10 protein-coding genes and 1 pseudogene are annotated in these 12,820 nt (G+C 61.5%); 5 read left to right on the plus strand and 6 right to left on the minus strand.

Features of this window, described 5'->3' with window-relative positions; genetic code table 11:
* The 5 genes and pseudogenes from EOA86_RS05810 to EOA86_RS05830 form a co-directional block, all read right to left on the minus strand.
* Window positions 1–450 (minus strand): sugar-binding domain-containing protein (locus tag EOA86_RS05810; RefSeq protein ID WP_128340962.1); only part of this gene is annotated, 450 nt, incomplete at its 3' end.
* Between the two features lie 29 nt (window positions 451–479).
* Window positions 480–1,469: an ABC transporter permease gene (locus EOA86_RS05815; protein WP_127208126.1), complete on the minus strand. Its 990-nt coding sequence runs from the start codon at window positions 1,467–1,469 to the stop codon at window positions 480–482.
* A 19-nt stretch (window positions 1,470–1,488) separates the two neighbouring features.
* Window positions 1,489–3,030 (minus strand): sugar ABC transporter ATP-binding protein, encoded by a 1,542-nt coding sequence (locus tag EOA86_RS05820; RefSeq protein WP_128340963.1) that lies wholly within the window; start codon window positions 3,028–3,030, stop codon window positions 1,489–1,491.
* Between the two features lie 108 nt (window positions 3,031–3,138).
* A complete protein-coding gene (locus tag EOA86_RS05825; protein WP_127208124.1) occupies window positions 3,139–4,170 on the minus strand; it encodes a substrate-binding domain-containing protein in 1,032 nt (343 codons plus the stop codon).
* Between the two features lie 229 nt (window positions 4,171–4,399).
* Window positions 4,400–4,514: pseudogene (locus tag EOA86_RS05830) on the minus strand (NAD(P)-binding protein); the annotation flags it as partial.
* A gap of 238 nt (window positions 4,515–4,752) precedes the next feature.
* Between EOA86_RS05830 and EOA86_RS05835 the strand changes: the two are divergent.
* From EOA86_RS05835 to EOA86_RS05855, 5 genes are read left to right on the plus strand one after another with little or no spacing between them, the layout of a single operon-like run.
* The gene (locus tag EOA86_RS05835; protein WP_128340964.1) at window positions 4,753–6,516 is read left to right on the plus strand and encodes an IucA/IucC family protein; all 1,764 of its coding nucleotides are present in this window, start codon (window positions 4,753–4,755) and stop codon (window positions 6,514–6,516) included.
* Window positions 6,500–8,209: an IucA/IucC family protein gene (locus EOA86_RS05840; RefSeq protein WP_128340965.1), complete on the plus strand. Its 1,710-nt coding sequence runs from the start codon at window positions 6,500–6,502 to the stop codon at window positions 8,207–8,209. Before EOA86_RS05835 ends, EOA86_RS05840 begins: the two co-directional genes overlap by 17 nt.
* A gap of 13 nt (window positions 8,210–8,222) precedes the next feature.
* Window positions 8,223–9,494: an AMP-binding protein gene (locus EOA86_RS05845; protein WP_127208121.1), complete on the plus strand. Its 1,272-nt coding sequence runs from the start codon at window positions 8,223–8,225 to the stop codon at window positions 9,492–9,494.
* Entirely contained in the window at window positions 9,494–10,837 is a 1,344-nt protein-coding gene (locus tag EOA86_RS05850) for a DUF6005 family protein (RefSeq protein WP_128340966.1), read from the plus strand. Before EOA86_RS05845 ends, EOA86_RS05850 begins: the two co-directional genes overlap by 1 nt.
* Complete coding sequence (locus EOA86_RS05855) at window positions 10,834–11,679, plus strand: sugar phosphate isomerase/epimerase (RefSeq protein WP_128340967.1); 846 nt, start codon at window positions 10,834–10,836, stop codon at window positions 11,677–11,679. The genes EOA86_RS05850 and EOA86_RS05855 overlap by 4 nt, the downstream gene beginning before the upstream one ends.
* Window positions 11,680–11,755: 76 nt before the next feature.
* Here EOA86_RS05855 and EOA86_RS05860 read toward each other — a convergent pair.
* The coding region (locus EOA86_RS05860; protein ID WP_128340968.1) for a TonB-dependent receptor at window positions 11,756–12,820 on the minus strand (1,065 nt) is incomplete at its 5' end.

Consider the following 12,820-nt stretch of genomic DNA (forward strand, 5'->3'; position numbering starts at 1 on the left):
CAGGCCGGTCGCGGGAACAACCGCGACGTCGTAGCGGCGGCTCGGCTTGAGGCCAGCGACGACGGCACTCACCCCTTTGCCCCCGGTAATGGAAATCGTGTCGCCGTCCTTGATCGTCTCGAGCACCAGCCTGGCCGCGGCCTCGCCGACGCGCTGGAGCGCAGTCTGCGGATTGTCTGAAACGGAAGGGACGACGACGGCCCTTTGGAGTCCACCTATCGCGACCAGTCGCGCCTCGATATCGACCAGTTGCTCGACCGGCGACTTGATCTTGATCTCGACAAGCCCGAGTTGATGACCGCGCTTGATCAGCCGGTTGACGGTCGCATGCGAGATGCCGAGCTCCTTGGCGATTTCAGCTTGCGTCTTGGCTTCCATGTAATGAAGCACAAGCGCCTGATACATCTGGCGGACGATCGTGATGTCGTCCCGCGAATTGGTTGGTGACATGATTGGATGCTCAACTCTCGCGCTGCTGCTCAGGATTTCCTGCGATGCAGGAAGTGGTCGATCGATACTGCCGCGAGCAGGATGCATCCCTTGATCATGTCCTGCCAATAGACGGAGACGTCGAGCAGGATCAGCGAACTTGTGACCACCGAGAGCAGCGCCATGCCCAGTATGGCGCCGAAGATGGTGCCCGAGCCGCCATTGAGCGATGCCCCGCCAATCACCGCCGCGGCGATGATGTTGAGCTCCATGCCAGCGCCGAAGGTCGGGGTCGCAGCGCCAAAGCGCGACATGTAGATGACGCCGGCAAAGCCCGCCAGGGTCGAGCAGAGAACCGTGACCCAGAATTTAACCTGCTTGGTCTTGATGCCCGAAAATTGGGCCGCCTTCTCGTTGCTGCCGGTATAGAAGACCTTGCGGAAGGCGGTGGCACGCCGAAGCAGGAAATCGAAGATGGCTACGACCACAACAAAGATGACGATGACATAAGGCACATTGCCGAAGCTGCCCTGGCCGATCGCTTTGAACCCCGGCGGCAGGGTGAACAGCGACAGCGGGGTTCCCTTGGTGATGACAAGGCAAAGACCGCGCACGATCACCATCGCTGCCAGCGATGTGATGAAGTGATTGAGTCCGATGACGGTCACGAAGAAGCCCATCGCCGCGCCGATCAGCGCGCTGGCGCCTATCCCGATTAGGCTCGCGGTCCACGGGTCCAGACCCATCAGGAAGAGAGCGCCTGACACGACCATGGAGAAGCAGACCACCGACCCGACGGACAGGTCGATGCCGCCGACAATGAGAAGTATCGTCATGCCGACCACGACGATGCCTTCGATGGAGAAGCTCATCAGCATGGCGCGGAAATTTCCCCAAGTCAGGAAATGCGGCGAAGCGAATGTCATGGCGATGCACAGCGCCAGCATGATTGCGATCAGCCCCGCCTCGCGCATTGACCCAAGACGCAGCCAGTTGCGCCCGCCAAGCCCGGGGGCGCTCGCCTTGAGTTCAGCGTCCATGAGGGTTCCTCCGGTCTGTCTAAGCGACATTCTGAACCTGCCTTGCATTTGATCGTTGCTGCCGGAGACCCGAAGCCAGCAGCATGATTGCCTCTTCGGTCAATTCGTCCGCGCCCAGTTCGCCGGCAATGGCACCTTCGTGTATGACAAGCACACGGTCGCTGAGCCCGATCAATTCCGGAAGCTCGGATGAAATCACGATGACGCCGACGCCCCGTTCGGCGAGATCGCGAAGCAGGCGATGAATTTCCACTTTCGCGCCGACATCGACCCCGCGTGTGGGCTCGTCCAGAATGACCACTTTGGGGCCAACCGACAAAAGCCTGGCGATGGCGACCTTCTGCTGATTGCCACCGCTAAGCGTCGACACCTGTGCCTCGATGCCGCCCATGCGCACACCGTGGCGCTCGACCAGATCGGTGGCTTGCTTTGCCTCGGCGCGGCGATCGAGCAGCCCAAGCGGTGTGGTCAGTTTCCGAAGGTCCAGCGCGGAGATGTTAGATGCAACCGACAGGTCGAGGAACAGGCCAGACGCCTTGCGGTCCTCGGAGAGGTAGACCAGACCCGCGCGCACCGCATCGCTGTAGGTCCTGATGCTGACCGGCTCGCCATTGAGTTCAACCGATCCCGACAGCTTCGGGCGCAGGCCGCAAACGGTCTGGACCATCTCGCTGCGGCCGGCGCCAATCAACCCGCCGATGCCAAGAATTTCGCCCGCACGAAGCGCGAAGCTGACGCCGTCGGAACCCTCTCGATAGGAGAGATTCCCGACCGACAGCACAGGGCGGTCGGTACGCCGTTCAGGCGAGAGCTTTTGCGGATAGAGCTGCGTGATTTCGCGCCCGACCATCTTGCGCACGACATCATTGGGAGTGACCGACGCGATAGAATCGGTCGCGACATATCTGCCGTCACGAAAGACCGTGACGCGGTCGCAGAGGTTGAATATCTCGGCCATGCGGTGGCTGATGTAGATAATTGAAATTCCGCGCGCCTTGAGATCGCGGACAATGGCGAAAAGACGCCGCGCCTCGGTCTCGGTCAGGGCGGCTGTCGGCTCATCGAGCATCAGCACCCGGCATTCGAGCGTCAGCGCCTTGGCTATTTCTACAAGTTGCTGGTTGGAAATCGAAAGGTCGGCGACCGGCGTCTCGACCGGGATCGGCGCCAGCAGGTCCATTATCTTCTGCGCATCAATGTAGAGCCGGCGAAAATTCATCAGCGGCGCGCGCCGATTGTTGATGGCCGCCATGAGGATATTCTCGGCGACCGTAGCATCCTGGCAGAGCGCGATTTCCTGATGGACGAGGCCTATGCCAAGCCGCTGCGCGGCGGATGGTGATGCAATGGTGACGTCCTTGCCTTCGAGACGAATGGCGCCTTCGTCGGGTTGCACAATGCCGGCGATGATATTCATCAGCGTGGACTTGCCCGCGCCATTCTCGCCGCACAGCGCGTGAATTTCGCCCCGCTGCAGCGTGAAATCGACCCCGGTCAGCGCTTTGATGGCGCCGAAAGATTTCGATATGTCGCGGATTTCAAGAATGGCGGCGGCAGTCACTCCGTCCCCCTGCAGCGTTGAAGTTGACGGTTGGGTCGACGGGGCGCGAGCGCGCCCCGTCCCGGATCGAGCATCTTCGAAGAGCCCCGAAGAGATAACGGTGAGCCCTTATTCCTCGATGCCCTTGGTGCCGCGCCGCTTGAGGTAGGCATCCCAATAGAAATCGTCGGCATTTTCCGCAGTGACGATGGAAAAGCCGTTGTCGACGAAAGGCACGCCCATGCCATTGAATCCCGACCGCCGGGCGTCGTTCATCGGATCGATCAGCTCAGGATGCTTGGCCAGCCACAGCAGCATGAACCCCATATAGCCCTGCATGCCCTGGTTCGGGTTGACTGAGCCAAAAATTTCGCCGGCCTTGATCATATCGAGGATCTTGGCGTTGACGTCGGCCAGCATAACTCGGATCTTGCCGCCGCCTTCCTTCGCGGCCTGAGCGGCGCCGATTGCCGAGTTGGCTTCCGGCATGAACACCGCGCCCAGTTCGGGATGCGCCTGCGCGAGGCTGAGCACGGCCTGATAGGCCTTCGTCGCATCCTGGTTCGACGCCGCGCGGCCGACAAGCTTCATATCCGGCCATTTGGCTTCCATGCGGGCGATAAAGGCGGCGATGCGCTTGTCGTGATTGTCCTGTCCAGGGTTTTCGAGGACCGCGTATTCGCCCTTGCCGTCCATCGCCTTGGCGACTGCATCGGCGGCATAGGTGCCTTCGGCGACGTTGTCGGAGGTGATGTAGGATACTCGTTTGGAGTTGGGCGAATCTGCGGCGAATGTGACTACGGCCGTTCCCTGGTCTATCGCCCGATTGATTGGCTCGATGAATGGATCGGAGTTCATCGGATGCACCAGGATGCCAGCCGGCTTCTGAGCCAGCGCCTGGTCGAATGTCGCTATCTGCTTGTTCACGTCGTATTCTGGGGTTCCGGTGTATTCGGTCTCGCAACCGAACTGCTGTCCGGCCTGCTTGAACATCTCATAGACCGGGAACCAATATTCGACGCCGGAAACCATGACGTTCATGACGTATTTTTCACCCGGCTCGCATTTGAACGGGTTAGCGGTCTGGGCCGCGGCGTGGCTTGCCCCCAACACAGTGGTGGCTGCTGCCGAAATGGCGAGCATGCTCAAAAATTTGCGCAAGAGTCCTCCCTCGGCCGAAGCCTGGTCAATGGGCGGTCGGACACTTACGTGCCGCCGCTTGTGGTTGATGAGGCCGAACCTCCTCCCGAGGCCCAGCAGTCGATCATTCGCAGGAGTTGGCTCGAGTGTCAATAAAATTCATATGCAGAAATATATTTCACACCTCATCGCGACCGGCAACTTCGCGCCAATTGGCGACCCTCTCCGACGTATATTGATACCGACATGGGAGTTCGCGCACTTCGGGTGCCTGTTCGAACACCGCGGCCTCGATGCCGAGTTCATGCAGAGCTAAAGCTGTCGTCAAGCCGCCAATCCCGGGCACCCGCAATCAGAACTTTCATTGCTCCGTCTCTCATCAGTTGTCCGCCCGGCGGGCGTAGAGCATCCATTACTGGCATTGGTCAGATGACCGCCTTCGGGAGGTTGATCCGCGCACCTGACTAGGATAACATGACAATCGTAGTTTAGTTTAGCCGCGGCCGCAGCAAGGCTGGCCCTTCACGCGCGGCGCCATCAAAACCTTTGAAACTCAGCACAGAACGCCTGCGCGGCGTCTGTGTGACATGGCGTCCGCAACGAATGATCGACAGGAATCAGATTGCAGCAGAACAGGCAACGTTTCGAGCCTTCGCAAACAGCTATCTGCGTGAGTTGAATTCCGGGAACCCCGTGTTCCACCGCATTGGAGAACGGAACTTCGATTGCGTGGAGATTTCCCTGCCATCGCGGCATGTAGTCCTGCGTATCGAAATCAAATCCCGATCGCTTTGCGGAATGCACCTCTTTGGACAGATCTGGATGCGTCAGGATGCCGGTCCAAACTGGCACGAGATAGAGCCGATCCTGGCCGTGCATCTGCTTGTGCTGGGAGCCAGAGAAGCCGGATCGGCAACGCACCGACAGGCCGATGTGGAGCTTCTTGAGCGGATTCTTCAGAGCTGTCAGGCGACAAAACGTTACCTCGACGCCGCCGACCGGGCGCCGCCACTGGTCGGCTTTATAGCCGCGGAACAATCCCTGTATTTCGGACATCCGCTGCATCCGACGCCCAAGAGCCTGCAGGGCATGTCAAACTGGCAGCAGGATGTTTATGCCCCCGAATTGCGCGGCGGTTTCCAGCTGACCTATTTCGCTGCCGCTGCCCACCTTGTCCGCGAGGATTCCGCCGGCATCGCGGTGACCTCGATCGTCGGGTCATTACTGGGGAATGACGCCGGCAACGTTGCCGCCAGCAGCGGCGAAATGCTCCTGCCCATGCATCCGCTGCAGGCGGAAGCATTGATGCTCCACCCGGCGGTGCGCGCGCTCATGGATTCAGGGCAGATCCGGTATCTCGGTCCGGCAGGGCCGGTGTTCACGGCGACGTCCTCGGTACGCACGGTTTACAGCGACGACGCCGCCTGGATGCCGAAATTTTCGCTGCCCGTCCGCATCACCAACTCCAAGCGCGTTAACAGGCGGCATGAGCTGGAGGCCGGCGTTGCGGTGGCGCGCCTGTTCGAATGCGCCGGGATCGACACGTTCGAGCCGCGCCTGGGCTTTCTCCATGACAGCGCCTACGTGACGCTGGATATTTCCGGACAGGCCGAGAGCGGTTTCGAAGTCATCTTCCGCGAAAACCGGTTCCGCGCCGACGATACCGTAATAACCGTTTCGGCACTGACGGCCGAACCGCGTCCCGGGCACAGCTCGTTGTTCGAAAACGTCGTCCGGCGCGTCGCGCGTGATCATGATATCTCTGCGCGGCAGGCGTGCCGTCGCTGGTTCGAATGCTATCTCGACTGTGCGCTCGACCCGCTGGTCAGACTCTACGACCGGTTCGGCGTCGCGCTGGAAGCGCATCAGCAGAACAGCTTGCTGGACCTTTCGCAGCAGGGGCTGCCCAGCCGATACCTCTATCGCGACAGCCAGGGATTCTACCTCTCGAACAGCTTCAGGGCCCGGTGGTATCGCCTGGTGCCGGAGGTTGTCCAAATCCGCAGCCTCTTCTTCGATGACCGTGAGATTCGCGAGCGGCTCTCCTACTACCTCATCGTCAACCAGATCTTCTCGGTCGTCGCGCGCGCCGGACATGACGGCTTGGTAAGCGAGGCCGAACTGCTCGGCATCCTGCGAGTGCGGCTCAAAAAGCTGGCGGGAGAGCTCACTGGCGCAGGCCGGGAATTCGCGTCCAGCCTGCTGGACAAGCCGAACATCACCGCAAAGGCCAATCTGGCCATCCGGCTGCAGGACGTCGATGAGCTGGCCGAGGGCGGCAGCGCCATCTACACGCATTTTGCCAATCCACTGAGCGGTGTCGGGCTTTTTATGGCCGCGGAGCAGACACATGCCATTGCCTCTTGATCTCCACGGCATCCCCGAGCTGCGTGTCATGCGCCAGCTCGCGGAAGCCCTGGTCTATGAGGGCCTGGTCGATTGCGCGGTGTGGCGAGGCGGCGGGAAAGCCCGTTTCGAATGGCGCTGCGACGGCGCCTCGATACGCTGCGAGGGATCGATCGGCGCCTTCGGCCGGGTCAGGATCGCCCCCGAAACGATCATGCGGGGCTGCGGCGGCCCATGGCGGCCGGCGACGCTCGGCGATCTCCTTGCGAGTATAAACACCTGCCCCGATCGGCGTGCGCAACTTACATCCGAACTGGATCGGACGCTGGATTTCAGCGCCTGGAACAAAAGCAACCTCCGGCGCAGACCGCGCCGCGATCTCCCATTTGCGCAACTCGACAGCGCGATCGATGAGGGCCATCCCTATCATCCGTGTTTCAAGGCGCGCACCGGCTTCGATTACACCGACCATGCGGCGTACGGCCCGGAAGCAGGCAACGCCTTCCAACTGGCCTGGCTGGCGGTCGCGCCCGAACGTCTGCACTCGGCGTTTCCCACGGACGAGCAGGCTTTCTGGATGCACGAACTCGGCGCCGAAACGTACGCGCTGCTGGACGAGCGCCGTGGCCCACTCGGCGACAATGCAGGGCGGTTCGGCCTGATGCCGCTGCACCCCTGGCAATGGAAAGCGTTGCAGAGCTCGGAACTGTCACGCTGGCTGGCGGAGGGCTCCGCCGGATTCCTCGGCGAGGCCGGTGATCGCTACACCGCCAGCCAATCCGTGCGGACGCTTTTCAATCGCGATCACCCGCGACGCGCCAATCTTAAACTGCCGATGAATCTCGTCAACTCGTCGGCCAAGCGTATTATCGAACCGCATTCGGTGGGCAGCGCGCCGGCGATCAGCCGCTGGCTGAAGGACATCGTCGCCGGCGATTCGCTGTTCGAGGCGCGCTATCCGCTCACGATCCTCGGCGAATATGCCGGCACGATCGCAGATCGGGACGGACCGCTCGCAGGACAGATCGCCGCGATTTGGCGAGAGGACGTTACGAGCAGCCTTAAGTCCGGCGAAACCGCGGTGCCTCTCAACGCGCTGATGGCCTTGGAGAGTGACGGCCGGCCGTTCGTCGCGAACTGGATCGAGCAGTACGGGCTGGACGTCTGGCTCGACAGGCTTGTGGATACGGTGGTGATGCCGGTGTTTCACCTGCTCGTCGGCCATGGCATCGCGACGGAAGCGCATGGCCAGAACCTGATACTGATCCACCGGGACGGCTGGCCAGTGAGGCTGGCAATGCGCGACTTCCACGACAGCGTCGAATATGTGCCGGGCTTCCTGCGCGATCCCGATGCTGCACCCGACTTCCTCGCCTTGAACCCCGCCTATCGCGACGCCGCGCCCAACCAGTACTATTGGATGGTGAGCGCCGAGCTGCTCGGCGAGCTCTGCATGGACGCCCTGTTCGTCTACAACCTCGCCGAGATCTCGCATCTGTTGCGGCACTGTTACGGGCTCGACGAAGACAGCTTCTGGTCGGATGTCGGCAGGCGATTGCGGGACCATAGCCGGCAGTTCGGACTGACACACCGGCAAGCGGCACTTGGCCTTTTCAAGCCACGTATCCGCACGGAATCGCTGCTGCGGCGGAAGCTCTCGCCACCGGGCAACGAATGCGCCCACGAAATCCCAAACAGCCTTGCAGTCGCGTAAGGGAACAGAAAACATGATCACAATCAACGACACGGTCTTTGATCAGGCCTATTTCCGCGATGCGGCGGACCGCATGGCGGCGGCGGCGCAACTCGACAAGCGCGCAGGCGACCGTTTTGCGGTCTGCTTCTCCGAGGCGCAGGATTGGCTGGCGTTCTTCTTTGCCGCGCGCTCGGCCGGCGCCAGCGTTCTGCCGCTGCATCCCTCGACACCATATGCCGCAGCGCGCCGGCAGGCGGAGACGGCAAGGTGCAACTGGCTTTTCTACAACCGGCTGGAAGGCGAGCCGATCTGCGAGGAGCGCGCGAGCGAAGCTGGACAGCTATTGCAGATGAGCTCCGGCACGACCGGCGAGCCGAAATGCATCGCGCGCGCCTGGAGCGACATAGACGACGAGATCGAGAGCTACACCTCGGCGTTTGTCGAGCCACAGGACATGACCCCCTTGATCGCGGGGCCAACCACCCATTCCTATGGCTTGATCTGCGGCGTACTGGTGGCGCTGAAGCGCGGCCAGTCGCCCGCCATACTGGACACCGGGAACCCCAAATTCCTGCTGCGCAAGCTGCGCGAAACCGAGCGCCCCTACCTGATCTCGTCGCCGGCCATCTTGTATACGCTCGCCAGGCTTTTGCCGGCCGGCGAGCAGATCCACGCAACGATGACATCCGGTACCCTCTTACCCGAACCCTGGTTCAGGCAGATCAGGGCCAAATCCAGGCACATGTTCCAGCAGTACGGCTGCTCGGAGGCCGGCTGCATCGCGATCAACCCGAATGTTCAAGCGGCTAATGAAGTCGGTTATGTGCTGCCGCGCTTCTCGTTGCGTGATACCGGCACGGCCGGCGAGCCGAAAGAAATTGCCGTCGAGCGCAAGGACGTGGCGGTCGAGACGCGCGACCTTGGCTATCGCCGCGACGACGGCATGCTGGTCTTCCTGTCGCGCCTCGATGACCTGATCAACGTCTCGGGCCTCAACGTCTATCCGAAGGAAGTCGAGGACGTCGTCTTGACGTTCGGCGGCATTGGCGACGCCGTCGTGTTCCGTAAACAGGATGCATTCGCGGGCGAGCGCGTCGCGCTTCTGTTCAGTGCCGAACATGCGGTCGACCGGACGCAGCTTCGGCAACGGTGCGCCGAGCGGCTTGCAGCACACCAGGTGCCAACTGAAATCCTTCAGGTGGAGCGGATCCCGCGCCAGGCGAACGGGAAGATCAGCAGGCGCGACGTGGCCGCGCGCTACGGTGCGGGCGAATTCGGGCCGGTACGGACGGAGGCAGCCTGATGACCTATGATCAAATACTCGACGCAATCGGGACTATCCTGCGCGACAAGCTCGACAACCAGCATATGGATGCCTTCGCGCCGCAAGCCAGGCTGAACGAGGATCTGTATCTCGACTCCGTGCTTGTCCTCGAAACCATGCTGGCTCTTGAACTCGACCACGGCGTCGCGTTGCCCGAGGCGGTGATCAGTCGCCAGGATCTGGACACGGTAGACGATCTGGCGCGGTTGTTCGCCAAGGCGTCGGAACCAAGTGGAACCCTGGTGAAGCCCGCAAAAGAGCTTGTTCTCGCTCGCGCCGAAAGAGAAGCGGCCGAGCGGATCGGCGTGCATGGCGAGGACTTTGTCGACATCAAGGTCCATTGCTTCGTCAGCAATGTCTGTCACGCGGTGAAGCAAAGGCAGCTTGACCATCGACCCTTCTTCTTCGGCGTCTGGGATGCGGGTTTCGCCGTCGATAAAAGCTGGCGGCTGGCGTATCACGCGTCTGAAATCAACCACGACTTCTTCCGCGATTGGTTCGAGCGCCTGTATGGCGCCAAGGTTCGCCAATGGTATCGGCCGGGCGCTACGAAGGAAGAGAACCTGGCGACGATGCTGGAGCTTCTGGAGCGCAAGAAGGAGAGCGAGTACCTGATGGTGATGCTCGATCTCTTCCACCTGCCGGAGCGCGAGAACAAGTTCAACCAGAATCCGTTCCCGCACTATTTGATGCTGGAACACACCGAGGATCCGGCGGTTTGGATGGTCCTCGACCCGGATTTCCGCTGGGAAGGCAGGATCGAGAAGCAGAAAGTCATCAACGCGATCATGCAGCCGACTGTTGCCGGCGGCTTCATCTTCGACGCTGCCGACATCAGGAAACCGTCGGCCATCGATCTGCGCGACTACTTCCTTGCCTGCTTCCATGAAGATGACAATCTTTTGACACGTGCCACGCGCGAGGTCGTCCGGGCGCATTTGGAAGGCCGCGACGGCCTGAAATTGGCCGAGTTGTCGACGGCGCTGCGCGAGTTGCCAGTTATCTCGATCCGCAAATACGCGCTGGAGCACGGCTTTGCCTTTTTCTGGCGATCGCTGCAGCTTTCCAACGCCGAGTTCGACACGATCTGCGACGACATCGAATCCTTGATCCAGGAATTCAAGGCGCTTCACTACGCCATCATGAAGCTCGGCCAGATAGGCGACGAAGCGCTGGCGGTACGGATATTCGAAAAACTCGATGTTCTGGACGCGATGGAGCGCTCGCTGAAGCGCCGTCTCGCCCACACCTATCGGTTGTGGTGCGACACCCGCGGCCTCCTGCACGCGCCACGCCACGATGTGGAGGACGCCGTCGCATGAGACTGTCGCTCTGCACGATCACGTTCCGCCATCACCTGCTGTCGTTGGAGGATATCGCGCGATGGGCGGCGGCGAGCGATTTCCAGGGGGTAGAGCTCTGGGGCGCACACGCGCGCAACATGCAGCATATGACCGACCGCAACGCCGACTGGATGGCGGCATTCGGCCTTTCCGTGCCGATGCTCAGCGACTATCTGCCTTTCGATGAGGATCTGACGTCACTGCGTCATGCCACGTCGAATCTCTGCCGTCTGGCCGGCCGCTGGGGCGCCCGCAAGGTGCGAACATTCGCCGGCAAGTCGGCAAGCCGGGACACCTCGCCCGAAGCGCGCTGGCGACTATCGGCGCGGCTCAAGGATGCCTGCATGATGGCGCAGGACCAGGGCTGCCAGATGCTGGTGGAGACACATCCAGGAACGCTTGCTGATACGCTGGCGTCGACGCAGCGCCTGCTCGAGGAGGTCGATCATCCCGCGCTGGGGATCAATTTCGACACTTTGCACGTCTGGGAAGGGGGCGCCGATCCGGTCGCTGCGCATCGCGCGCTGTTGCCGCACATCCGGCACTATCATCTGAAAAATGTACGCTCGCGTGCAGACCTCGCCGTGTTCGAGCCGGCAAATGTCTATGCCGCGGCCGGAAAGCGGACGGGCATGACCGCGCTTTTCGATGGTGCGGTGGACTATCTGCAATTCCTGGATGAGGTGTTCGAGCGCGAGGAAGTAGATGCCTCGCTGGAATGGTTCGGCGGCGACTGCTTCAACATTCTCGCCACCGACGCCCGCAACATGCGTCTACTGCGGGCGGACCGCGAGGCACCGATCCGCGTCGGCGTCGCTTGAGCATCGAAGGCGCCAACGCAAACATCGTTTTCGCAGCCGGCGCGGGCGATTGTCCGCGACCAGCGTTTTTGCAACATCAGAATCGCGCCGTGGCGCTCAGCCGGAACGAGCGGCCGGGATCAAAGTGCGGCGCCACGCCAACGAAATCCTGCCCGTAGGCAGCACGGTCGGTGTAGGCTTCGTCGAAGATGTTGAGGGCATCGGCTCGCAGCGTGAAGTTCGGCTTCGAAGGCGGCGTCCACTCGACGTAGGCGTTCACCACCTCATAGCCGGGCAGTTCCTTCTTTGCGCTTGTCGGATCGGTTGGATGCCGCACCAGCGTCCTGTCGGTTCTCAAGGCGATTTCGATGTCGCCACCGACCTTGACGCCCCAATCGTCGAATGTGTAGCCGGCGCCGATCATCACGATCTGTCCGAGAGGCGTCGTCAAATAGCGGCCGATCTCCGTATCAGCCGGCTCGCCGTCGACGTCGGCATTGATGTCGGCGTATTTCAGGCTGACAAAGCCGGCGTCCCAATCATAGCGGCCGCCGATTTCCCAGCCTTTGGAAACGAGATCAAGCGTTCGGATCGATGTGAAAACAGGCACCGGCGCGCCGCGTCCGAACACCGGCAGGCGCGCGTCGTTGATGTGGGTGCGAAACACGTTCGCCTCGAAGGTGAAGCCGTTGTAGCGCGCCTCTAGACCGGCCGTATAGTTGTTAGAGGTCACCGGCTCCGGGCCGTCGCCATAGGTCCACAGCGGGTTCTGCAGGTAGTTTTCCGCCAGCGGAACGCCGCCCCAGACATGCGAGGTCCCAGCCTTTACGGTCAGGAACTCCGGGATAAGGTCATACTCGCCCGAAATGTTGCCGCTCAGGCCCGCATTGTTCCAATCCGAATCGTCGACGCCGGTGAACCATTGGTGATCGGCGCGCCCGCCGAAGGAAATCCTGGTCCGGTCGAAGGGCTCCAGCCGCGCCTGCGCATAGGCGCCGATATTAGTGGCGCGCTCGTCCGTAAAGAGCGGCTCCGTCGGGTTGAGATAATCCAGATCGGCCTTGTCGTTGTAGAAGTCGAAACCCGCAGTGACGCTGCCGATGTCGAGCGCGAACCGGTTCTCCACTTTCCCGTTGAAGCTGCTGGTGGCGCCTTCCGTGGG

Source organism: Mesorhizobium sp. M5C.F.Ca.IN.020.32.2.1 (assembly GCF_004023105.1).
Classification (GTDB): domain Bacteria; phylum Pseudomonadota; class Alphaproteobacteria; order Rhizobiales; family Rhizobiaceae; genus Mesorhizobium; species Mesorhizobium wenxiniae.

Bases quoted from the DNA above. Each gene is read 5' to 3' on its own strand.
- EOA86_RS05840 (WP_128340965.1), top strand. From the start codon at position 6,500: ATGCCATTGCCTCTTGATCTCCACGGCATCCCCGAGCTGCGTGTCATG.
- EOA86_RS05850 (WP_128340966.1), top strand. From the start codon at position 9,494: ATGACCTATGATCAAATACTCGACGCAATCGGGACTATCCTGCGCGAC.
- EOA86_RS05815 (WP_127208126.1), bottom strand. From the start codon at position 1,469: ATGGACGCTGAACTCAAGGCGAGCGCCCCCGGGCTTGGCGGGCGCAAC.
- EOA86_RS05845 (WP_127208121.1), top strand. From the start codon at position 8,223: ATGATCACAATCAACGACACGGTCTTTGATCAGGCCTATTTCCGCGAT.
- EOA86_RS05835 (WP_128340964.1), top strand. From the start codon at position 4,753: ATGATCGACAGGAATCAGATTGCAGCAGAACAGGCAACGTTTCGAGCC.
- EOA86_RS05855 (WP_128340967.1), top strand. From the start codon at position 10,834: ATGAGACTGTCGCTCTGCACGATCACGTTCCGCCATCACCTGCTGTCG.